General features: G+C 43.3%; 17 protein-coding genes, 1 tRNA gene and 1 pseudogene. 6 read left to right on the forward strand and 13 right to left on the reverse strand.

Annotation, left to right across the window (positions count from 1 at the left end):
* Positions 1 to 275: 275 nt before the first annotated feature.
* The 3 genes from dacB to LWH95_RS08730 all read right to left on the reverse strand — a co-directional run bounded on the left by dacB (position 276) and on the right by LWH95_RS08730 (position 4,290).
* The gene (dacB, locus tag LWH95_RS08720; RefSeq protein WP_232919356.1) at positions 276 to 1,754 is read right to left on the reverse strand and encodes a D-alanyl-D-alanine carboxypeptidase/D-alanyl-D-alanine endopeptidase; all 1,479 of its coding nucleotides are present in this window, start codon (positions 1,752 to 1,754) and stop codon (positions 276 to 278) included.
* Positions 1,755 to 1,788: 34 nt separating this feature from the next.
* Positions 1,789 to 2,766, reverse strand: coding sequence for an aldose 1-epimerase (gene galM, locus LWH95_RS08725; protein ID WP_100274599.1), 978 nt, complete (start codon positions 2,764 to 2,766; stop codon positions 1,789 to 1,791).
* A 132-nt stretch (positions 2,767 to 2,898) separates the two neighbouring features.
* Positions 2,899 to 4,290 (reverse strand): MATE family efflux transporter, encoded by a 1,392-nt coding sequence (locus LWH95_RS08730; RefSeq protein ID WP_003241939.1) that lies wholly within the window; start codon positions 4,288 to 4,290, stop codon positions 2,899 to 2,901.
* Between the two features lie 286 nt (positions 4,291 to 4,576).
* Between LWH95_RS08730 and iseA the strand changes: the two genes are divergently transcribed.
* The gene (gene iseA / locus LWH95_RS08735) at positions 4,577 to 5,122 is read left to right on the forward strand and encodes a DL-endopeptidase inhibitor IseA (protein ID WP_003241937.1); all 546 of its coding nucleotides are present in this window, start codon (positions 4,577 to 4,579) and stop codon (positions 5,120 to 5,122) included.
* A gap of 89 nt (positions 5,123 to 5,211) precedes the next feature.
* On the opposite strand, the gene LWH95_RS08740 is transcribed toward iseA, so the two are convergent.
* From LWH95_RS08740 to LWH95_RS08750, 3 genes are all read right to left on the reverse strand, one after another.
* Positions 5,212 to 5,284 (reverse strand) — tRNA-Arg (locus LWH95_RS08740).
* Positions 5,285 to 5,336: 52 nt separating this feature from the next.
* Entirely contained in the window at positions 5,337 to 5,882 is a 546-nt protein-coding gene (locus LWH95_RS08745) for a site-specific integrase (protein ID WP_060398741.1), read from the reverse strand.
* Positions 5,883 to 6,197: 315 nt separating this feature from the next.
* Positions 6,198 to 6,428, reverse strand: a complete 231-nt coding sequence (locus tag LWH95_RS08750; protein ID WP_232919357.1) for an excisionase family DNA-binding protein — start codon at positions 6,426 to 6,428, stop codon at positions 6,198 to 6,200.
* A 184-nt stretch (positions 6,429 to 6,612) separates the two neighbouring features.
* Here LWH95_RS08750 and ggt point away from each other — a divergent pair, with 184 nt between their 5' ends.
* Positions 6,613 to 8,376 carry a gamma-glutamyltransferase gene (gene ggt / locus LWH95_RS08755; RefSeq protein ID WP_100274597.1) on the forward strand — a complete coding sequence of 588 codons (1,764 nt, stop codon included), beginning with the start codon at positions 6,613 to 6,615 and terminating at the stop codon, positions 8,374 to 8,376.
* A gap of 190 nt (positions 8,377 to 8,566) precedes the next feature.
* Here ggt and LWH95_RS08760 read toward each other — a convergent pair whose 3' ends face one another.
* Positions 8,567 to 9,424: a LysR family transcriptional regulator gene (locus tag LWH95_RS08760; protein WP_232919358.1), complete on the reverse strand. Its 858-nt coding sequence runs from the start codon at positions 9,422 to 9,424 to the stop codon at positions 8,567 to 8,569.
* Positions 9,425 to 9,552: 128 nt separating this feature from the next.
* On the opposite strand from LWH95_RS08760, the gene LWH95_RS08765 reads away from it, so the two are divergent.
* Positions 9,553 to 10,542, forward strand: coding sequence for a zinc-binding dehydrogenase (locus LWH95_RS08765; RefSeq protein ID WP_133489197.1), 990 nt, complete (start codon positions 9,553 to 9,555; stop codon positions 10,540 to 10,542).
* 57 nt (positions 10,543 to 10,599) lie between these two features.
* Here the strand turns inward: LWH95_RS08765 and gltD are convergent, their stop codons facing one another.
* Positions 10,600 to 12,081 (reverse strand): glutamate synthase small subunit, encoded by a 1,482-nt coding sequence (gltD, locus tag LWH95_RS08770; protein ID WP_133489195.1) that lies wholly within the window; start codon positions 12,079 to 12,081, stop codon positions 10,600 to 10,602.
* A 16-nt stretch (positions 12,082 to 12,097) separates the two neighbouring features.
* Entirely contained in the window at positions 12,098 to 16,660 is a 4,563-nt protein-coding gene (gene gltB / locus LWH95_RS08775; RefSeq protein WP_232919359.1) for a glutamate synthase large subunit, read from the reverse strand.
* A gap of 146 nt (positions 16,661 to 16,806) precedes the next feature.
* Here gltB and gltC point away from each other — a divergent pair, with 146 nt between their 5' ends.
* Positions 16,807 to 17,709: a glutamate biosynthesis transcriptional regulator GltC gene (gltC, locus tag LWH95_RS08780; protein ID WP_019258572.1), complete on the forward strand. Its 903-nt coding sequence runs from the start codon at positions 16,807 to 16,809 to the stop codon at positions 17,707 to 17,709.
* Positions 17,710 to 17,762: 53 nt separating this feature from the next.
* Here the strand turns inward: gltC and proB are convergent, their stop codons facing one another.
* From proB to LWH95_RS08800, 4 genes are all read right to left on the reverse strand, one after another.
* On the reverse strand, positions 17,763 to 18,878 hold the full coding sequence (gene proB / locus LWH95_RS08785) for a glutamate 5-kinase (protein WP_084994465.1): 1,116 nt from the start codon (positions 18,876 to 18,878) through the stop codon (positions 17,763 to 17,765).
* The gene (gene proC, locus LWH95_RS08790) at positions 18,875 to 19,768 is read right to left on the reverse strand and encodes a pyrroline-5-carboxylate reductase (protein WP_148981850.1); all 894 of its coding nucleotides are present in this window, start codon (positions 19,766 to 19,768) and stop codon (positions 18,875 to 18,877) included. The genes proB and proC overlap by 4 nt, the downstream gene beginning before the upstream one ends.
* Positions 19,769 to 19,916: 148 nt before the next feature.
* Positions 19,917 to 20,285, reverse strand: coding sequence for a replication termination protein (gene rtp / locus LWH95_RS08795; protein ID WP_003220337.1), 369 nt, complete (start codon positions 20,283 to 20,285; stop codon positions 19,917 to 19,919).
* Between the two features lie 297 nt (positions 20,286 to 20,582).
* Entirely contained in the window at positions 20,583 to 21,299 is a 717-nt protein-coding gene (locus LWH95_RS08800; protein ID WP_232919360.1) for a 3-ketoacyl-ACP reductase, read from the reverse strand.
* Positions 21,300 to 21,449: 150 nt separating this feature from the next.
* Here LWH95_RS08800 and LWH95_RS08805 point away from each other — a divergent pair, with 150 nt between their 5' ends.
* Together LWH95_RS08805 and LWH95_RS08810 are read left to right on the forward strand one after the other, a co-directional pair.
* The gene (locus LWH95_RS08805) at positions 21,450 to 21,755 is read left to right on the forward strand and encodes a DUF948 domain-containing protein (RefSeq protein WP_060398746.1); all 306 of its coding nucleotides are present in this window, start codon (positions 21,450 to 21,452) and stop codon (positions 21,753 to 21,755) included.
* 68 nt (positions 21,756 to 21,823) lie between these two features.
* Positions 21,824 to 22,594: pseudogene (locus LWH95_RS08810) on the forward strand (hypothetical protein).
* The last annotated feature ends 32 nt before the right edge of the window (positions 22,595 to 22,626 follow it).

A 22,626-nucleotide genomic window follows, 5' to 3' on the forward strand; every position in this document is an offset into this window, starting at 1 on the left:
ATATTAACGGATATTTTTTAAAGTACAATAAAAAATATTAAATTTTTATAACATTTTTTTGAATACAGTATTATTTCTTTAGTTTTGGTTTCTTTCTTCATCAAATTTTTGAACATAAAGTGATAAAAGTATCATTTCGATTCGGGTCTTACACACTAATTTTTCAATTGTGCTAATTTGCTGTTGCGCGTAATCTTTCTATTTGTTGGAAGATGCGACCAGAATATTATTGAAGACATAAAAAAACCTGTTTTCCTTGGAAAACAGGTCTGACGCTATGATTGATTTGCCAAGATGACAGCGATTTGATCCTCGATATCTTTTCCATCCTCGTCATCAATCAATCCGTTCAAAAGAATAGAAAAAACAAGGGTTTTTCCGCTCTTGGTTTCTGCGTACCCGGATAAAGAGCTGACTGTGCTTAACGATCCGGTTTTTGCCCTTACCTTTCCTTGTGCAGGAGTGTCTTTCATCCGGTTCCTCAGTGTTCCGCCTATCATCCTGTCACTATTGCCCGCAACCGGCAGAGAATTTAGATAAGCTGAGAACCATTTCTCATCTTGAATGTCATATAACAGCTGTGAGATTTGATCTGAGGATACAGCATTAATATGGGAGACACCTGATCCGTCTCTTAAGACAAGTGATTTGGGATCAACACCAAATTCCGGAAGCGCATTGTTTAATACTTCAAGTCCCTTTTCCCAGCTTCCTTCTTCTTTTTTCACTTTCCCCATCTCTTTTACGAGCACTTCGGCATGTCCGTTATTGCTTAATTTCATAAACGGCACAAATAGTTTTGACAGAGGCATTGAGCGATGAGAGATTAACACGTCTGAAGAATCGGGCGCAGCGCCTGTCTTGACGTGCCCTTTTACAGTAATTCCTTGTTTTTTTAGTGCCTGCTTAAATAAATCCAAAGCGTATCCAGCAGGCTCCCAGACAGCAATCCATTCCTTTGTCTTGCTTGCGTCAACCGGTACGCTCCCTTCAATTGTGATCGTGTTTGTTCCATGCTCTCTTTCGATCGTGAGGTCTTTCTTTTGGCCAGCCGCAGTCGTTTTGGCATCGTTCTTAACCGTTACATAATCCGTCTTCGGAGATACAGAAACGGCAGGCTTTTCCCCCTCTTTTTTACCCGGGGTGACCTCTACAATCACAGTGCCTGCATCATAATCTTCATTCGGAGACGCTGTTAAAGCGGAGATTTGCGCGCCGTAATATGTGTATTCATCACTCCACGGCATATCAGGCGATAATCGGATGTCATCATACCACGTATCATCACCGATCAGATTGCCTTTGATCTCTTTCACGCCGGATTGTTTCAATTTCTCAGCCATTTCTTCAAAATCAGATGGTAAAAGTGTCGGATCTCCTTTCCCTATCAAATAAAGGTTTCCATTCAGCTTTTTCCCTTTAAATTTGCCGTCCGTCCGGACCTCGGTTGTAAAGGAATAGTCCTCGCCAAGAACAGAAAGTGATGAGGCCGCTGTCAAAAGTTTTAATGAAGAGGCGGGCCTCATTCGGATCTCTCCTGAATGCTCATATAGAACAGCGCCTGTTTCCGCAGAACGAACGGTGATGCCGGCCATTGCGCCTTCGAGTGCAGGATGATCAGCTAAAATCTTATCGATCTGCCCGGCAAGTGCACCTTGTTTTTCAGCCGCTTGCGCAGCCTGATGCATATAAGGTACCGAAGCAACGACGAAAAGCAGCAAAACAGCAACATAAAGCTTTATGCTTTTTTTCATTTTTTTACCCCGCCTCTCTGCGCTCCATCATTAACTATTGATGATTCAGTTCAATGGTGATACTGCTTTTGGCTGTCGTTTCTTCTCCCGGCTCCAGCACTTTTACACCAGTGAGTGATGGAGACACATCAAGATTCACAGCGTTTGTCACCCATGTGTAAGGTTCAGGGCATAAATATCCCTGCTTTCCGTCCGCGTTGTATACAACCCAATGTTTAAATTGTTCATCTGCCTTATAAATAATGCTTATATGTGCATGCTGATGATAAATGACTGCCTGATTTTCTCCGCCCCTTTTCTGATAAGAAGATAAAAAGACATCATCCAGCTGCTGGCTGCGTAAATCCATCCCTTCATGCAAGGCTTCTTTATTCGGTACATCCATCAGTTTCCCGGTCGGCAGCAGGCGCTCATCCAACTCCCATTGCTGATCTGCTGTCAGGGAGAATAACGAGCTTTCTTCTGGAAATACAAATGTAGTATGATAGCCGATTCCCCAAGGAAACGCTTCCTTTCCTTTGTTCATGACCGTCGCATGTTTAAATAGAGTATTCCCCTTTAGCGTGTATGTCATCCGAACGACGGCATGATGCGGAAATTGCTTATACACATGGGGAAGCTCTGAAAGGTCAATTTCAGTTTCAACGATCACTTCTTCATCAGTTTGCTTCATGGTCACTACGTTCCATTTTTCCTGATAAAGAAACCCATGAAGATGGTTGTGTTTATCCTTTTCATTGATATCAAAATGATATGTTCTGCCCCGGAAACTGAATGTACCGTCACTTATCCGGTTAGGCGGAAACAGGATCGGAATGCCATACAATGTTGGTGTATCATGAAAGCTTTCTGCTGTTTCCGGTTCACGCAAAAGCTGAAGCTGTGTCGTTTTGTCCACAAGAGAAATGACGTTGCTCCCCCACTCGGGAACGACAATCATTTCTATATGTTCGTTGCCTGCTTTGATGGCAGGTGTTCCTAAATACGTAATCTTCTCAATATCGTTTGCCATGTGTACTCAACCTCTCCTTGATTCATTGCTTGTATAAGAATTCAATGTAATGTGCCATATTTCCTCCATTTATGTTTTCTCTTTATCAAACAAAAAACACCGTTCAAATGTTGAACGGTGTGATTCGGGATGCTATTGGATGAGACGTGTAATCTGTTTCTTTTTCCAAACGAATTGATAATACCCATAAATCAACAGCAAGCTGACGGCAAACGCAGCCGGATAGCCAACCCAGACGCCGAGTATTTCAAGATTTGTGTAGTGGGAAAGTACGAACGCGACAGGCACCTCTACTCCCCAGATGGCAAAAATACTGATAACGGTCGGCCATAAAACCGTTCCGCTTGCCCGCATCGTCGCAGAAATAATTTGGGCATTTCCAAAGAGTAAGTAACTCCACAATGTAATCATCAAGAGACGGTGCGCAATGTAAAGCGTCTCTTGTTCGGTTAAAAATAATCCTAAAATCTGATGTGAAAAAACATAGATCAGAATGATCAGCACACCGCCAATGATATAATTCAGCCAAATCCCGACACGAATTACCTGTTTTAGGCGGCCAAACTCGTTCGCTCCGATCGATTGCGCGGCGAATATAGACACCGCAATACCAAGGCTGACGGCCGGCATCTGCACATAGCTGGCTACCTGGTTGACCACGCCGTATGCAGCTGTCGCATTAGAGCCATAATGGTTGACGAATGAAATAACCGCTATCTCTGATAATGAGACGAGAATCATATTGATGCTTGATGGAATCCCGAGGCGCAGCAGGAGAGCCAGAAGTTCTTTATCCATTTTCAAATAACGGCGCACTGTTTTATCAAATTGCAGCGGATGGTTCCGTTTTCGCAAATACACCATTAACACAATAAAAGTCGCAATCGTGGAAATAACGGTTGCATATGCGGAGCCGTATATGCCCAGTTTCGGAAAACCGAACATGCCAAGGATCAAGACAGGCAAAAGCGCTATGTTAATGACCGTGCTCACAATCAGCGTATAAAAAGGTGTCTTAGAATCCCCTGTTCCGCGCAAAAATGTTGTATAAGCGAAATATAAAAACATAAACGGCATCGCGTAAAATAAAATACGTGCATAGCTGGCGCTGACATGAATTACATTTTCAGGCGTGCCCATTAAACGAAGAATATCCAAGGTGAAAATACTGCCGATGACGGCTAACACAACTCCTAATAAAAACGTAAACGTGAGCGTCGTCCCGACAACAGCCTTTAACCGTTCCTCATTTTTCGCCCCGTAGGCTTGTCCGATCAGGATCGAGCTTCCTGAACCGATCCCAATTGTAAATGAGATTAAAAGAAAAAATAACGGGAAAAAGGATGATACAGCTGCAACCGCATCAACACCAAGCCATCTGCCTACAGCCATCATCCCGACTAGCTGGCCGACTGATTGCAGCACATTGCTTAGCAGAAGCGGAACTAAAAAGAGTGACATAGACCGCCAGACAGATGGATTGCTTTTCTTCTGAGTTACAAGTTGTTCTTGTGATGTTTCCATATTGAAAGCTCCTTTATTTGAATTCGTTTGTAAACATGACCCTATTCTTTTGACAAAAACAGGATATGTAACATGTTATTATTCATCACTGTACATATGAAACCCTTCCCGATTCTTCTAATTTTACACATCTTTTTAGCTTATGAAGAATAAACTAGCAAGTAACAGCCTATTTTCTTGTGAGTAAAAGAATAAAAAATAATTTATGCAAAAGTATTGTAATCTATCCGTAATTATTGTAACATTTGTAACATAAGAGAAAGAGATTTTGAAGGAGTGAACTACAATGAAAAAATGTTTTCTATTTCTAACAACTATTGCACTTATTCTGTCATTAAGCACAAATGCATTTGCGAAAAATACTTCAGGTGATTTATCACAAAAACAAGCACTGCAGCTGGCGTTATCAGCAAGAGAGCACTTTTGGAACACAATGAGCGGCCACAATCCAAAAGCGAAAAAAGCAGTTTGCCCATCAGGCACATTTGAGTATCAAAATCTTCAATACGTGTACATGTGCAGTGACCTAGGCACTAAAGCAAAAGCAGTGAATTACTTAACTCCTATTTTCACAAAAACAGCAATCGAAAAAGGCTTTAAAGACTATCACTTCACTGTTTCAAAAGGAAAACTAGCCGTGCCAATCGGCGACGGTGACAACCTTTTAAATTGGAAAAAATCAACTGCTAAACTGATCTCTAAAAAAGGCGGCACAGTCACATACGAATTTACCGTTCCTACTTTAGACGGATCACCTGCAGCGAAACGGAAAGTGACATTTGTAAAAGAAAATAAAAAATGGAAAGTCAATCAATTTGACGCAGTTATATAAGAAAAAACGCCCTGCATAAGCGGGCGTTTTTTTTATTTGGCATAAAGAAAGACAACAGGCCAAAAGCCCATTGTCATTTTGTCATATAACGCTCTAGGAGAGATTCGAACTCCCGACCTGCAGTTTAGGAAACTGCTGCACTATCCGCTGTGCTACTAGAGCTTTTGGTATTTATATAGTAGCTCTGATGATGAATATTTTCAAGCGGTTTGTATTAAAGTCCTCCAAAAACCTTATACGCGGCCCTTGTCGTATCTTCATCAATACCGATATACCGCATTGTAATCGAGGGTGATGAATGATTCAGTATTCTCTGCAGCTCGGCAATGTCTTTTGTCCGCTGATAAAAATGATAGCCGAACGTTTTCCGCAGCGTATGCGTCCCTATCTCCTCAAGTCCGCACGCCGCGGCGGCCTCTCTTAAAATTCTGTAGGCCTGAATGCGGGAAATGGGTTTCCTGGTCCGTACAGATTTAAAAAGATATTCGTTTTCTTTCATGTCTTTCGTATACTCGTATATTTCGTGTTTCAGCGATTCTAAAATCAGAATCTTCCTTTTCTTTTTCGTTTTGCTTTCAGTTGCCCATAAATGATCTTTATTTTTAACGTCCTTCACTTGCAGCGGCAGAATATCAGAAATACGAAGCGCGCTGTTGATGCCGAAAATAAACAGAAAATAATCCCGCTTGTTTTTGTTTAGCAAATACTGTTTTACATCTTGAATTTTTTCTAAACTGCGAATCGGCTGTACAATATGCATCCAAAAACTCCTTAAAAACCGTTATGTAACGTTTTGAGGTCTATGTTACTATTATAGCTAAAAAACGTTGAAAGTCAAAGTGCGGCGGCGTTTATGTAACATAATATACATAGTGTTACATAGGCTGGTGAAAAAGCTTTTCAGAACCTCCTCCCTCTTAAATGAGTTTTAAAGACTCTTATAAAGCTTTTAACCTATTTGATACATATTCCCCTATCTACCATCAAAAAGCCTCTTAGAACAAAATCTGACGCTTCGGTTTTTTCGCTGTTTTTAAAAAGATATACAAAAAAAGACACAATTTGAAATTGTGTCCTAGTCCTCATCCTTTACATCGATATCTTCCGGGATTGGTTCATTTAAGATTTCCTGCACGAGTGTTCTGTAATTCTCCAGCTGTTCGAGATGCGTTTTGAACTGCCCCTTAAAAATTAAAAATTGCTCACCGTCATGAACGGCTCTGATTTTTCCTCCCTGCACCAAACTTTTAATATAATCCTCTGAAAGATTTGTATATTCTGCTGTTTCTTTAATCGTTAAATACATATAGCAGTCCTTTCTTAATCCGTATGCTGATTCTAATATAGCACATGGCTCATAACAATATAATCAATTTCACACAGAAAAGCGGGTGAATGTTCTATATAATATACCATTTGTCACTTGTGAAAACGCTGTAATTTTTTTACGCTAAGATTGTAACATAACAGCTTCATATAGGAGGGAGAACATGAAAAGAACGTGGAACGTCTGTTTAACAGCTCTGCTTAGTGTTCTGTTAGTCGCTGGAAGTGTTCCTTTTCACGCGGAAGCGAAAAAGCCGCCCAAAAGCTATGACGAGTACAAACAAGTAGATGTTGGGAAAGACGGCATGGTTGCTAGCGCACATCCTCTCGCTTCGGAAATCGGTGCTGATGTACTGAAAAAAGGAGGAAATGCCATTGACGCGGCAGTTGCCATTCAATTTGCGCTCAATGTAACAGAGCCGATGATGTCAGGCATTGGCGGCGGCGGCTTTATGATGGTGTATGACGGAAAAACAAAGGATACAACGATCATTGACAGCCGTGAACGCGCTCCAGCAGGTGCAACTCCTGATATGTTTCTCGATGAAGACGGCAAAGCGATTCCTTTCTCTGAACGTGTGACAAAAGGTACTGCCGTCGGTGTTCCAGGTACGCTGAAAGGGCTGGAAGAAGCTCTGGATAAATGGGGAACCCGTTCAATGAAGCAATTAATCACCCCTTCTATTAAACTCGCTGAAAAAGGCTTTCCGATTGATTCGGTGTTGGCGGATGCGATTTCTGATTATCAGGAAAAGCTGTCACGGACTGCTGCAAAAGATGTATTTTTGCCAAATGGCGAGCCGCTTAAAGAAGGCGATACACTGGTTCAAAAGGATTTGGCAAAAACGTTTAAGCTCATTCGCTCAAAAGGCACTGACGCTTTTTATGAAGGAAAATTCGCCAAAGCGCTTTCTGACACTGTACAGGATTTCGGCGGATCAATGACGAAAAAGGATTTAGAAAATTATGACATCACAATCGATGAACCGATTTGGGGAGACTATCAAGGCTATCAAATCGCCACTACTCCTCCTCCAAGCTCTGGCGGTATTTTCTTATTGCAAATGCTGGAAATACTTGATGATTTTAACCTTTCACAATACGATGTCCGCTCATGGGAAAAATATCAACTGCTTGCTGAAACGATGCATTTGTCTTATGCCGACCGTGCGTCTTATGCAGGTGATCCCGAATTTGTAAACGTTCCTCTCAAAGGCCTGCTTCACCCCGATTATATTAAAGAACGCCAGCAATTAATTAACTTAGATCAAGTCAATAAAAAACCGAAAGCCGGTGATCCTTGGAAATACCAAGAAGGATCGGCAAACTATAAGCAAGTCGAACAGCCGAAAGACAAAGTAGAAGGCCAAACAACCCACTTTACAGTTGCCGACCGCTGGGGAAATGTTGTTTCCTATACGACGACAATTGAACAGCTATTCGGAACGGGTATTATGGTCCCTGATTACGGCGTCATTTTAAACAATGAACTAACAGATTTTGATGCGGTTCCAGGCGGAGCCAACGAAGTACAGCCAAACAAACGGCCTTTAAGCAGCATGACCCCGACCATTTTATTTAAGGATGACAAGCCTGTCCTCACCGTCGGATCTCCTGGCGGGGCCACCATTATTTCGTCCGTTTTGCAAACCATTCTCTATCACATCGAATATGGCATGGAATTAAAAGCAGCTGTTGAAGAGCCGAGAATTTACACAAACAGCATGAGCTCTTACCGCTATGAAGACGGAGTTCCTGAAGATGTTCTCAGTAAACTAAACGGCATGGGCCACAAATTCGGCAAAAGCCCGGTGGATATCGGAAACGTACAAAGCATTTCTATCGACCATGAAAACGGCACTTTTAAAGGCGTAGCTGATTCAAGTAGAAACGGCGCGGCGATCGGCATTAATTTAAAACGGAAATAAAAGGAAAAAACTGTACTCGCTTCAATTGAGTACAGTTTTTTTGTATGCGACCTTTATATAAGAACGGAAATAACCTCCTCCTGCCTGATAACAATCCGAATGCCTTTAATACGGTTTGGTGATACTCCATATGCCGGCTTTCTTGACAATCGGCTACGTTCTTAGTTCAGCTTATGCAGCGTAACAGTCTTCATCTTTTCATTTCGTTTACCTCATCAATAAATGTCTGAAACGCACTCGTCATAAAAAAGTCTTTTCTGTATATAAATACGATCTCTAAGTCTTGATACGCTGCTGGCAGCTGATGAATATACACATTTGCACCATGGGTAGAGCAGTCAACAGCGGACTTCGGAAGCAGCGCCGTACCCAAACCGGCGGATACTCCTCTTAAAATAGCTTCCAATGTGCCAAACTCTATGATTTTTTGATTTTGAATACCTGCTTCCTTCAGCAATCTCTTGACCCTGGCACGATGAGAACAGCCAGCTCCAAAAAAGAGCATCGGCTGCCGAAGCATGTCTTCTGCCGTCCCCTCCAGTGATGAAATCAAAACCAATTCATCACGGGAAACAGTGATTTGTCTGATATCCATTTGCTCAACCGGTCCGTATACAAAAGCGCCATCAACCTTATAATCAAGAACCTGTTGAATCAAATTGTGTGTATCAGCTGTTTTCACTGATAAATCAACTTCAGGAAAACGCCTGAGGAAGGAGGCCGCATGCTCGGGCAGATGCGTTACCGCTGTTGTTTCCAACGATCCGATCCGCAAAGGCCCTTTCGGATGCTGGCCCATCTGTGCCGATTTTTCAGCTTTGTCCAGCAGTGATAATACTTGCTCTGCGTATTGCAATAGGTTTTCTCCAGCAGCTGTCAGCTTCATCCCGCGATTCGTTCGATGAAAAAGTTTGATCTTCAAATCTTCCTCTAGGTTATGTATTCTGGCTGTCACATTCGATTGAACATAATTCAGCATTTGCGCTGCTTTCGTTATACTTCCTTCACGGGCAACAGCCCGAAAAATCTTCAAATCTCCGCTTTCCACAGGCACTCACCTTCTTGCTATGATTAAAAGTGATATCGGCTATCATATTTGTTCATTTTACTTGATGAAAAGCGCTAAGTAAAATATGTAAAGATATGAAAATACAATTCAATGAGGAGGCAGACAGCATGAAAGCTGTAATTCACAACGGAAAAACCGGACTTCAGGGTTTATCCTTTCAAGACGTTCCATCAAAAAAGCCCGGATACGGAGAGGTAAAAGTCAAATTAAAATCTGCAGGTCTAAACCATCGCGACCTGTTTCTTATGAATAACAAATCTGAACGAGATCCTCATGTGATACTGGGCTCTGACGGCGCCGGTATCATTGAAGAGGTCGGTGAAGGCGTGAAAAACGTTGCTGTTCAAACAGAAGTAATCATTTTCCCGACGTTGAACTGGGATTTGACAGAGAATGTGCCGCCTGTTCCGGAGATTTTGGGCGGCCCTTCTGACGGAACGCTTGCTGAATACGTGATCATCCCTTCACAAAACGCAATCAAAAAACCTTCTTATTTATCCTGGGAAGAAGCAGGCGTTTTGCCTTTATCCGCTTTAACCGCATATCGGGCCCTGTTTACAAAAGCCCAATTGAAAAAAGACGAGCATCTATTGATACCCGGCATCGGCAGCGGTGTTGCAACCTACGCTTTATTCATGGCTAAAGCGATCGGGGCGAAAGTAAGTGTGACCTCTCGCAGTGAGGAGAAAAGAAAAAAAGCGCTGCAATTAGGTGCTGATTACGCATTTGACAGCTACAGCAATTGGGATGAACAGCTGCAGGGAGAAAAGGCTGATGTTGTTCTTGACAGCATAGGCCCCGCCCTCTTTTCGGAATACTTCCGCCATGTTAAACCGAACGGCCGTATTGTCAGCTTTGGGGCAAGCTCAGGTGACGACCTCAGTTTTCCGGTGCGCTCTTTATTCTTTCCTCAGATCAATGTATTGGGAACCTCGATGGGGAGCTGTGAAGAATTTCATGATATGCTCGCTTTCATTGAAAAACATCGACTGCGCCCTGTACTTGACCACACTTATCCTTTAGAAAAAGCGTGTGAGGCATATACCAGAATGCAGGAAGGCAGACAGTTTGGCAACATCGGAATCGTAATGGAATAAAAAAAAGAAACCGGCTGGCAATCAGACCGGTTTCTTTTATATAATAATCCCCTTTATTTACGGAAGAACTGAACTCCCCATCAAATATCGATCCACTTCGCGCGCTACTTCACGGCCTTCATTAATCGCCCATACAATTAAGCTTTGGCCTCTTCTTGCATCCCCTGCGGCAAATACGCCATCGATATTTGTTTGATAATCCCCATATGCTGCGCTGATTTTGTTATTTACAGAATTGACACCGAACTGTTTCAACAGCGGCTGTTCTGTGCCTTCAAAGCCGATAGCAATAAAGACAAGCTGAGCAGGCCATACTTTTTCCGTCCCGGGCAGCTCGCGGAACTCGTACTTTCCGTGCTCATTTTTCACTTTTTCCATTTGGATGGTATGAAGCTCTTTCAGCTTTCCATTTTTATCCGCAACCATTTTTTTTGTTTGAATGGAGTATTCTCGCGGATCTCTTCCGAATTTTGCTTCCGCTTCTTCATACGCATATTCAAGCGTAAAGACGTGCGGCTGTTCAGGCCACTGATTGTCATTCGTGCGGGCCGGTGGAAGTTTCGGGTGTTTGCCGAATTGGTGCACACTTTTAGCTTTTTGTCGCAGAGCAGTAGCCACGCAGTCAGCTCCTGTGTCTCCGCCCCCGATTACGATGACATCTTTTCCTTTTGCATCAATAAACTTCTTGTCTTTAAAGTTAGAATCTAAATAGCTTTTTGTTGCGAGTGTCAGGTAGTCCATCGCGTAATGGACTCCTTTTGAATTGCGTCCTTCAATTAATAGATCCCGTTGTTTTTGTGCGCCTGTGCACAGAATCACAGCATCAAATTGCTCTTTCAGCTCATCAGCTGTAATGTCAACGCCAATTTCTGTGTTCGTGACAAAATCAATTCCTTCTTGCGTCAGCAATTTAACCCGGCGTTCTACAATGCCTTTCTCAAGCTTCATGTTCGGAATGCCGTATGTTAAAAGGCCGCCCGCTCTGTCTGAGCGTTCAAACACAGTGACGGAATGCCCCGCTTGATTCAGCTGGTCAGCACTCGCCAGTCCGGCCGGGCCTGATCCAACGATGGCCACTTTTTTGCCTGTTCGTTTTTTAGGAATCCTAGGCTGAATCCAGCCATTCTCAAATCCTTTGTCGATAATGGTCCGTTCGATATTTTTAATGGATACGGCCGGGTCTGAAATCGCTAATGTACATGATCCTTCACAAGGAGCGGGACATACCCGCCCTGTGAATTCAGGAAAGTTGTTTGTTTTCAAAAGGCGTTCCAATGCTTCTTTCCATCTGCCCCGGTAGACAAGATCATTCCATTCAGGAATTAAGTTGTAAATCGGACAGCCGGATGTAAATCCGTTAATGTCTGCACCGATCTGGCAAAACGGTGTACCGCAATCCATACACCGCGCCCCCTGCCGTTTCGATGCTTCTTCTGAAAAAGGAGCAGAATATTCTTTCCAATCCTTTAAGCGAGTGAGAGGGTCCCGCTCAGCAGGTTTTTCTCGTTTGATCTCCATAAATCCAGTTGGTTTCCCCATGTTCCTCTCCCCTTCCTTACTGTACTACCGCTTGTTTTTGTCCCGATGACGCTGTACTCTGCTTTTGCTTCGTGTTGGCTTCAAATGCGTACATAACAGCTTCTTCATCTGATAAGCCTGCAGCTTTTTGCTCTTCGATGCTTGCGAGCATTTGTTTATAGTTTTTCGGAATGACTTTGATGAATTTTTTCACGCTGTCTTCCCACTGATCAAGCAGGTCTGTAGCTTTTTGGCTGTTTGTATACGCAGCATGTTTTTCAAGCATTGCTTTGATTTTCTGGGTTTCTTTTTCATCCTCTAATGATTCAAATAAAATCATCTCAAGGTTGCATTTGCGTTTAAACGCTTTTACATCTTCGGCCAGTACATAAGCGATTCCGCCGGACATACCTGCCGCGAAGTTTTTGCCTACATCTCCGAGTACGACAACACTTCCGCCAGTCATGTATTCACAGCCGTGGTCGCCAATACCTTCTACAACCACGTTCACACCGCTGTTCCGAACGGCAAAGCGTTCACCCGCACGTCCGTTAATATATGCTTCTCCGCTTGTCGCGCCGTAGAAAGCTACGTTGCCGATAATGACGTTGTCATCTGAAGCGGAATTGAATCCTTCCGGTGACTTGACGATGATTTTTCCGCCAGAAAGCCCTTTTCCGACATAATCATTTGAGTCTCCGTCCAAATAAAGCGTCATCCCTTTAGGAACGAAGGCTCCAAAGCTTTGTCCGGCTGATCCGGTAAACTGCAGCTTGATCGTATCTTCAGGAAGCCCTTCTTCTCCGTAGCGTTTCGAAATTTCACTGCCTGTTATCGTTCCGGCTACACGGTTTGTATTGTTGATTTGAATAGAAACATCCGCTTCTTTTCCAGACTCGATGGCTTCTTGTACGGCCGGGAGAATCGCTGTAATATCAAGTGATTGATCAATCTTATGATTTTGCGGCGATTGGAACGTCCGTACGCCTTCAGGCTGATAAAGAAGTGTAGACAAATCAAGCTGGCTTGCTTTCCAATGCGCCTTCGCCCGTTCACTCACATGAAGTACGTCAGTGCGTCCGATCATTTCATCAAATGTCTTGAAGCCTAACGCAGCCATGTACTCACGAACTTCTTCAGCAATGAACAGCATATAGTTCACAATATGATCAGGATCGCCCATGAACTTTTTGCGAAGCTCTGGATTTTGTGTCGCTACACCGACAGGACATGTATCCAAATGGCAGGCACGCATCATGACACAACCGAGTACAACTAACGGAGCCGTTGCGAAACCGAATTCTTCGGCGCCGAGCAAGGCAGCCATCACAACGTCTCGGCCTGTCATAAGCTTTCCGTCTGTTTCTAATACAACACGGTCACGGAGTCCGTTTAGCATTAACGTTTGATGTGCTTCGGCAAGGCCAAGCTCCCACGGAAGCCCCGTATGTTTAATACTGGTTTTCGGAGAGGCACCTGTACCTCCGTCGTAACCGCTGATCACAATGACATCTGCGGTCGCTTTGGCAACACCTGCAGCGATTGTGCCTACGCCTGCTTTTGACACCAGCTTTACGCTGATTCTTGCGTCACGGTTGGCATTTTTCAAATCGTGGATCAGCTGGGCTAAATCCTCAATCGAATAAATGTCGTGGTGCGGCGGCGGTGAGATTAATCCGACACCAGGCGTTGATCCGCGGACATCGGCAACCCAAGGATATACCTTGTTGCCAGGCAGCTGTCCGCCTTCACCCGGCTTAGCGCCTTGCGCCATTTTAATCTGCAGCTCATCTGCATTAACGAGGTAATGGCTTTTGACACCGAAACGTCCGGATGCAATTTGTTTGATCGCGCTTCTTCTGTCATCGCCGTTTTTATCTGGAACAAAGCGTTTCGGATCTTCTCCGCCCTCACCGCTGTTGCTTTTCCCGCCAAGACGGTTCATTGCGATTGCTAAAGCTTCATGCGCTTCCTTACTTAAGGATCCAAATGACATCGCACCCGTTTTAAAGCGTTTGACAATCGATTCAGCGGATTCAACTTCCTCCAATTTCAGAGGCTTGCGGTCTCCGTCAAACGCGAACAAGTTCCGTAAAAATCCAATGCGCTCTTCATCTGCCGCTTTTGTATATTGTTTAAACAGATTGTAATCATTTCTTCGGCACGCCCATTGCAAGGTATGAATCGTTTTTGGGTTAAACGCGTGATGCTCTCCGCCGTTTCTCCATTGGAAGTCACTTCCCGGTTCAAGCGTTTTGCTGTAATCATCTTGATACGCTTCCCGGTGGCGGCGCTGCGCCTCTTCTGCAATTGTGTTCAAGTCGATGCCGCCGAGCTGTGATGCAGTTCCTGTGAAATAGCGGTCAATCACATCGCCGCTGATTCCTACTGCCTCAAAGATTTGGGCGCCTCTGTAGCTTTGTACAGTTGAAATCCCCATCTTGGACATGACTTTTACGACACCTTCAGTAATGCTTTTTCCATATTTGCTGACCGCTTCTTCATAGCTAATATCTAAACGGCCTTCATCAATTTCCTGCTTGTAGGTCGCATAAGCGAGATAAGGATTAATCGCATCCGCACCATAACCGATTAAAGCTGCAAAGTGATGTACTTCACGCGCTTCTCCTGATTCCACAATAATGCTGACTTTCGTACGCAGCCCCTTGCGGATTAAATGCTGATGCAGCGCGCTGACTGCCAGAAGCGGCGGAATTGGTGTCAGGCGTCCGTTCATCTTTTTGTCTGATAAAATTAACAGACTTACACCTTGGCTGATGGCTTTTTCTGCCTGTGTGAACATGTCCTTTAATCCGCGTTCAAGATCCTCTGAAAACAGCACATCGATTTTTTGGCTTTTTAAATCAGGATGAACAATCGTTTTTAATGCGTAAAACTGTTCATTGGATAAAACAGGTGTATATAGTTTAATCCGGCGAACGTTTCGCTCACTTGGGTGAAGAAGATCACCTTCTGCACCTAGCCAAGTCATCGTAGATGTCACAAGCTGCTCACGAATCGCGTCGATTGGCGGGTTCGTCACTTGTGCAAACAGCTGCTTAAAGTAGTTAAACAGTGATTGCGCGCGGTCTGACAGAACTGCAAGCGGCGCGTCATTCCCCATTGAACCGAGAGGATCTTTGCCTTCTTTAATGACAGGAATTAAATATTTTTGGATATCTTCATATGTGTATCCGAATGCCTTCTGACGAGTAAGAAGATCTGTAAATTGTTCTTCCTCTCTTGATTCCGGATCAGGATTCACTTGGACAAGCTCTTCCTCAAGCCACTTTTGGTACGGGAACTCAGTTGCAATTTGTGTTTTGACTTCTTCATCTGAGATAATCCGGCCTTCTTCCAGGTCGATTAACAGCATTTTTCCAGGTTCTAGACGGTTCTTATATAAAACGTTCTCCTGTTCAACTTTAATAACGCCTACTTCAGATGAGAAAATAATATAATCATCTTTTGTTACATAATAACGGGCCGGACGGAGACCATTCCGGTCAAGGATCGCACCGATTTGTTTTCCGTCAGTAAATGAAATGGCTGTCGGTCCGTCCCAAGGCTCCATTAGGGAACTATGGTACTCGTAGAACGCTCTCTTTTCCTTAGACATATGCGTATTTTCCGTCCATGGCTCAGGAATGAGCATCATCGCTGTATGTGCCGGTTTGCGTCCAGCCATTACAAAAAACTCAAATGCGTTATCTAAAATGGAAGAGTCACTGCCGTCAGCATTCAGAATTGGAAGAATCTTGTTCAAGTCCTCACCGAAGCTTTCAGAAACAAATTGCTGCTCACGCGCTCTCATCCAGTTCATGTTTCCGCGAAGGGTATTAATTTCACCGTTGTGAACCAAATAACGGTTTGGATGCGCTCTTTCCCATGTAGGGAATGTGTTGGTGCTGAAGCGCGAATGGACTAGCGCAAAAGCAGAAACGAATGCTTCATCTTGCAGATCAGAATAAAACGCATCAACTTGTTCAGGTGTTAAAAGGCCTTTGTAAACAATAGTCTGGCTTGAAAGACTGGCAAAATAAAAATCAAGACCTTCCGTAACTCCCCAGTTTTCAGCCTGTTTACGAATGACATACAATTTTCGTTCAAAAGACAAATTGTCCTTCAGATCAGAACTTGCGCCGATAAATACTTGACGGACAAACGGACAGCTTTTCTGTGCCACTGTTCCGATTTTTCCGACATTTACAGGTGCAGTTCTCCATCCAAGAACGGCTTGGCCTTCTTGTTCAATCAGTGCATTGATTTGCTTTTCGATTTTTTTTCTTTCATCTTCCTTCTGTGAGAAAAAGACCATTCCTACCCCGTAACGCCCTTTTTCCGGCAGATTGATGTCTTTGCACTCTTTCCTAAAGAAAGCATCAGGGATTTGAACCAGTAAGCCGGCTCCGTCTCCTGTATCCGGGTCACTGCCTTGACCTCCTCTGTGGTCTAGCTGGCAAAGCATCTTAAGCCCCTGTTTGACGATGTCATGAGTCTGCTTGCCCTTTAAGTGCGCATATAGGCCGATTCCGCATGCATCATGTTCAAATTCAGGACGGTAGAGACCTTGAGCTTTTGGCATTTGATTGTACGTCATAATTCCTCTCCCCCGATCAATTTCCGATAATACCGGTCATAAAATCTTACAACTCTATAATCATTGTAGGTTTTCAAAACGATATAAACAATATATAATTTAGATCAAAAGAATCTCAAAATGAGATAGATGGATGTGAGACAAACATGGAGCTGCGCCAACTGCGCTATTTTATGGAGGTGGCTGAACGTGAACACGTTTCAGAAGCTGCTGATCATTTGCATGTGGCCCAATCAGCAATCAGCAGACAAATTGCAAATCTTGAAGAAGAATTAAATGTGACTTTATTTGAGCGTGAAGGGAGAAATATCAAACTCACGCCGATCGGAAAAGAATTTTTGATTCATGTGAAAACGGCAATGAAAGCCATCGATTATGCGAAAGAACAAATTGATGAGTATCTCGACCCGCATCGCGGGACGGTAAAGATTGGCTTTCCTACAAGCCTCGCCAGCCAGCTTTTGCCGACTGTGATTTCAGCATTTAAAGAAGAATATCCGCACGTAGAATTTTTGCTGCGACAAGGCTCCTATAAGTTTCTGATTGAAGCTGTCAGAACCCGCGATATTGATTTGGCCTTATTAGGGCCGGTGCCGACGAACTTTCCTGACATAACAGGAAAAATTTTATTCACAGAGAAAATTTACGCGCTTGTTCCATTAAATCATCCGCTGGCCAAACAAAAAACGGTTCATTTAATCGATTTACGCAATGACCAATTTGTTTTGTTTCCGGAAGGATTTGTGCTTAGAAAAATGGCAATTGATGCTTGCAAACAAGCCGGCTTTGCCCCTCTCGTTTCTACAGAGGGTGAGGATTTGGATGCCATTAAGGGCTTGGTGTCCGCGGGAATGGGCGTTACCCTTCTGCCTGAAAGCACGTTTGCTGAAACAACACCTCGTTTTACTGTGAAAATTCCAATTGAGTTCCCTCAAGTGAAACGGACAGTCGGAATTATTAAACCGAAAAACAGAGAGCTTGCGCCGTCTGCGAATGACTTTTATGAGTTTGTCATTCAATTCTTCTCCAAGCTGGAGCAGTATCAATAAAAAAACGAACCCGAGCTTCTATAAAGAAGTTCGGGTTTTTTGCTCTTGTCAGATTAATATACAGGCAAAGATAAATCCACATGGCACACAAATGCTTCCTGATCAATTACTGCTTTGTTCATCAGCTCTTTTTTCTTATCGAGTTCTTGAAGCTGTACAGAAGAATAATTGACGATTCCGAGCCCGATTTCTGCCCCTTGAGAATCCATCAGCCGAACAACTGATCCGCTTTTGAATTTCCCTTTAATCTCCTGTACACCGTCCAGATATAAACTCGATTGCCCGTTTGTTATTTTTCGTGAATAATCATCTGATAAAATCATTTCACCTTCTGGGCCGGAATTAAAAGCGATCCACTGCTCTTTATGGTTTAACGGAAGCGTTCCCTCTGCTTCAAAATAGGTGCCTTCTGCCTCTTGATGAACAGCTTGATATAAAATATCTTTTACATCTGCCTGACCAAGAAATCCTTTAATGCCAGAGGCCATTACGATTTTAAACGCATCAAGCTTAGAGCGCATGCCGCCGGTACCGACGCCGCTGCCAGTATCACCTGCGCACGCTTCGATGTCAGGCGTTATCTCACTCACCCGCTGCATCCTTTTTGCTTCTGGATTTGTGCGCGGATTGCCGTCATATAAGCCATCAATATCTGATAAAATCACAAGCATATCCGCATCAATTAATCCGGCGACTTTTGCCGCTAGTGTATCATTGTCGCCAAACTTGAGCCGATTGACGGTAACTGTGTCGTTTTCGTTTATAATTGGGATGATGCCGCGTTCGAGCAGTACATTCATTGTATTCCGGACATTGTTATATCGATATTCATCAGAAAAATCGCTTCTCGTAATTAAAATTTGGGACGCAACATAGCCATGCGCCAAGAACAGCTTTGAATAAGCCTCCATCAGCAGGCCCTGGCCGATTGAAGCTGATGCCTGTTTTTCTGGAAGCTTCTCGGGTCTTTGGATAAATCCGAGCTTCCGATATCCCGCCGCCACTGCGCCTGAAGAGACCAAAATCACTTCATAGCCGGCGTCTTTAAGTTTGGCGATCTGGTCGACCAACGCTTCTAATTTTCGAATGCTGATTTCTCCATGAAGGCTTGTTAATGAACTGCTCCCAATTTTCACAACGACTCTTTTCATGTTAGTATCGGACGTCACTTTATCACTCCTGATAGCGGGGCAGCTGTTTTTTCGATATCGTCGCTGATTTCCTTTGAACGCATAGCCGCATGCTTGATCGCTTGAGAAATGGCTTCTCCGCCGCCGCTCTTTTTCAAGGCTTGCAGCCCGGCAGCTGTCGTTCCGTTCGGTGACGTGATATTGTCCCTTAAGACCTCAGGCTGTTCGCCTGTTTCCATGAGCATTTTTGCGGCACCCAAAAGCGTCTGTGCTCCGATGCTTCGAGATAACTGTTTATCGAGTCCTGCTTCCTCGCCTGTCTTCTCAATGAATTCCATTAAATAGTAAAAATACGCGGGACCGCTGCCGGCAATTCCGGTGAAAATGTCCATTTGATTTTCTTGAATTGTATAGACTTCACCCATGCATCCGAGCAATGCTTCGGCCAGCTTTTTCAGGTCTTCTGACACATACTTGCCAAGCGCAATGGCCGTTGCAGAAGCGCCAATCATACTGGATGTGTTGGGCATCACTCTGACAACCGGCTGTTCATTAAGCAATGATTGTTCAATATAAGAGGTGGTTATGCCGGCAAGGACCGACAATATTAATTGATGGGGTTGAATACGTGATTTTAGTGATGACAGAGCGCTTTCAGCGTCTTTTGGCTTCATTGCCAAAATGAGTACATCCATGTCTTCAATACATAGTTCATTGGGCGTAGCGCCAGTAATTCCATATTGAAGTTCAAGTTCAGCTAATCGCTCTGTATTGCTGCGGTTTGTAACGCAGATGTTTTGTTTCGGGATTTTGTTGGCACGAACGATACCTGATATCATTCCTTCCGCCATAGATCCTGCTCCTATAAAGGCTACTTTCTTTTGATCAAAGATCGGTAACATCTCCTTTGTTCGCTTTTTTGTTCGCATTTTCACACGTTTAAAATGTTACCACGTGAGGAAATGATGTCAAGTTTGAAGGTCATCATTGATTTGTATTGTTTCTTTTCGACAAATATGTATAATGAAAAGCAGAAAACACCCGATGCATACTGCTGTGCCGGGTGTTTGTTTATATTTAAAAGTTATCTGAGAGCGCTTTTTCAATCAGTTTTTTACAGCGGTCCAGCTCAACTTTCAGCTGTTTTTTATATAGTTTGGCAGCCTCGTAATCTTTAAATTGATAGAGGACGACTTCCTGGAGCTTAGCCCCTTCTTTTTTTACTTTGATTTGCTTTAATATCCCGTCATCAAGGAGCTCATGTAAAGATCGGTATACTTCTGTATGATTTGGTTTAAAACCAATCTCTTTAAATTCAGACCTAAGCACTTCAAGCAGCTTCAATCCGTAGAGTCTCTCTTGCTCTGTCATCGTTATCATATAAAGTTTCAAAAATGCACGCTGTTTAACTAAAAAACCAGTTGAACTTCTTTTTTCTTCTTTCATCATATGCACTCCTTCTTCTGTCAACTGAGAACACTATGTACTAAATATTCAATTTTAATCTATTGGTTTCCTTCTTTATATTAAAGACTGTTAATCCAAAAATCTAATGTTAGCTGTTTATATGTGGCGCGGAATATAAAATAATAAATGAATATTTAGTACATAGTTTATTTAGTTCTGTTATAGCTGATTTTCACTGTTATCTTCAATTAAAAACGATTGCTGGTTTTCACGTCTTCTTACCAGTGCGGATTACATTCAAATAAAAAAGCCTGTCGCAAGACAGGCTTCTCTTTTTTAGGGATTTGTTGACCATAATCCCGCTGTTTTGATGAAAATTCGCGAATCTAATTTCAATTGTGCCACCATGTATTCAGCAAGATCTTCTGGCTGCATAACCTTTTCAGGATTACCGTCTGTTAAGTTCAATTCGATAGACATATCACTAGCGACAGTGCTTGGCGTTAACGCACTGACTCTAATATTATGCTTTCTCACTTCTTGCATAAGAGACTCAGTTAACCCGAGAACCGCAAATTTAGAAGCGCTGTAAGCACTTGTCACAGCTGCTCCTCTTTGGCCCGCTGTAGAAGAAATATTAATGATGTCTCCGGCTTTGCGTTCGATCATTTCCGGAAGCAACGCGCGAGTGACATGATACACACCCATTAGGTTGACTTGAATAATATCTTCCCACTCATCAGCTGACAGATCTAAGAAACCGCCAAATTTGCTGATTCCAGCGTTATTAATGAGGATATCGATATCACCGAGCTGTTCTTTCACTTGAGCTACAGCTTGATTAACCTGGTCGGCATCTTTTACATCTGCAGCAGCAAATGCAGCTTTTACACCAAGTGCTTTAACTTCTTCAGCCACTTTTTCAACATTTGCGGCAGTCCGGCCGACTAACCCGATATTCACGCCTTCTTTCGCAAGCGCAAGAGCTGTTGCGCGGCCTATCCCTCTGCCTCCGCCTGTGATAAGAGCAGTTTTATTTTGTAAACTTTGCAATTGAAGCACCCTTTCTTTGTTTACATATGTACGATATCACATTATAAGTACAACAAATCCAATACGCAAATCAAACGACCTGTGCAAATATCATTTCTTTTGATTAAAAAAGCGGAAACAGGGTAATGACATAAGAAAAGGAGTGAACATATGGTTATTGTTTATATCAGCATCGCCGTATTGGCTATTTCTACCATTTTCTTAGGGGTTAATGTGATTCAAAACAAGAAAAAAATAGATCCCGCACTAAAAGAGCTCACCTCTGTTACGCAGGCAATGCAAAAACAAGTCGAAGGATTAAAGACGGAGGCGGAGCTGCTGACGCAAAAACAAAAGAAGATTCAGCAGGATGTCCAAATGAAAAAAAACGTATTTCAACAAACAACAGCTGAAGTGAAAGAAGTTCCTCAAGCAGTCAAAGAGGTGTGGAAGGCAGGACATTTAAATAGCAGATAAAGATGAATGATATCCCGTTGTTACGATCAGAATGGACAATGGGGTATCATTTTTAAGGAGGACTATGCATGATTGTAAACCGCCGCTGCTTAAAGGAGTTCGCAGAGAAGCTACATTCTCTTCCTTCATCTCCTACAAAGTCCGATTTACTCATTTCTCCATTTCGTCTCCATCAAGAAAACGAACTTGGCATCTATTATTCACCTCATAATGAATATATCAATCGTGCTGCCACAATTGTGATTGCGGGACACGCCGGGGTTTTTTCAGATGAAAACAGCATACGAAACAGCCGCAGAAAGTCTGCGGCGCGGCCGGTCTCTTGAGCAAATGGCGGTAGACACGAAAAAAGCAGCAGGTCTCTCCGGTTCGATGAGGCATAACCTGATCAATATGCTGGATTTATGCGGACTGCCGCAGGCTTTAGGCATTCAAAGCGCCTCACAGCTTTTTGGAGACTTGCGGCATATGCTTCATACCACTTCTGTTATCAAATATCCTGTCTTCATTCAGCTAAAAAACTATACCGGCTACAGGCCGGCTATTTCTCGCTCTCCTATCCTAAGCACCTATGCTTTTGAGCACTTCCCTGCGGAGCTCAATAAATTGACAGGACCGGCTCTTCTCATACCGCTGGGAAAAGCAGCCGAAACAGTATGTGATACACTGATCAGCCAGCACTGCATCCGGAATTTGTTTTGCCTTCGCGGCTTACCCCACCCATCAGGCGCAAATGGCCATCGTTTGAAACAATTCAACAAAAACAAAGAGCAACTAGAAAAACAAATTCGTTCCTTTGCTGCCTCAGGTTTGATTTCACTATAGAAAAGAGGAAATAAAAGGGATATCATAAACGAAAACACAAACTTGG

Origin of the sequence: Bacillus sp. G16, assembly GCF_021282335.1 — a bacterium.
In the GTDB taxonomy this organism is placed as follows: Bacteria; Bacillota; Bacilli; order Bacillales; family Bacillaceae; genus Bacillus; species Bacillus inaquosorum.

Coding starts and splice junctions, on each gene's coding strand:
- dacB (WP_232919356.1), bottom strand. CDS start 1,754: ATGAAAAAAAGCATAAAGCTTTATGTTGCTGTTTTGCTGCTTTTCGTC.
- galM (WP_100274599.1), bottom strand. CDS start 2,766: ATGGCAAACGATATTGAGAAGATTACGTATTTAGGAACACCTGCCATC.
- LWH95_RS08730 (WP_003241939.1), bottom strand. CDS start 4,290: ATGGAAACATCACAAGAACAACTTGTAACTCAGAAGAAAAGCAATCCA.
- iseA (WP_003241937.1), top strand. CDS start 4,577: ATGAAAAAATGTTTTCTATTTCTAACAACTATTGCACTTATTCTGTCA.
- LWH95_RS08745 (WP_060398741.1), bottom strand. CDS start 5,882: ATGCATATTGTACAGCCGATTCGCAGTTTAGAAAAAATTCAAGATGTA.
- LWH95_RS08750 (WP_232919357.1), bottom strand. CDS start 6,428: ATGTATTTAACGATTAAAGAAACAGCAGAATATACAAATCTTTCAGAG.
- ggt (WP_100274597.1), top strand. CDS start 6,613: ATGAAAAGAACGTGGAACGTCTGTTTAACAGCTCTGCTTAGTGTTCTG.
- LWH95_RS08765 (WP_133489197.1), top strand. CDS start 9,553: ATGAAAGCTGTAATTCACAACGGAAAAACCGGACTTCAGGGTTTATCC.
- gltD (WP_133489195.1), bottom strand. CDS start 12,081: ATGGGGAAACCAACTGGATTTATGGAGATCAAACGAGAAAAACCTGCT.
- gltB (WP_232919359.1), bottom strand. CDS start 16,660: ATGACGTACAATCAAATGCCAAAAGCTCAAGGTCTCTACCGTCCTGAA.
- gltC (WP_019258572.1), top strand. CDS start 16,807: ATGGAGCTGCGCCAACTGCGCTATTTTATGGAGGTGGCTGAACGTGAA.
- proC (WP_148981850.1), bottom strand. CDS start 19,768: ATGCGAACAAAAAAGCGAACAAAGGAGATGTTACCGATCTTTGATCAA.
- rtp (WP_003220337.1), bottom strand. CDS start 20,285: ATGAAAGAAGAAAAAAGAAGTTCAACTGGTTTTTTAGTTAAACAGCGT.
- LWH95_RS08805 (WP_060398746.1), top strand. CDS start 21,450: ATGGTTATTGTTTATATCAGCATCGCCGTATTGGCTATTTCTACCATT.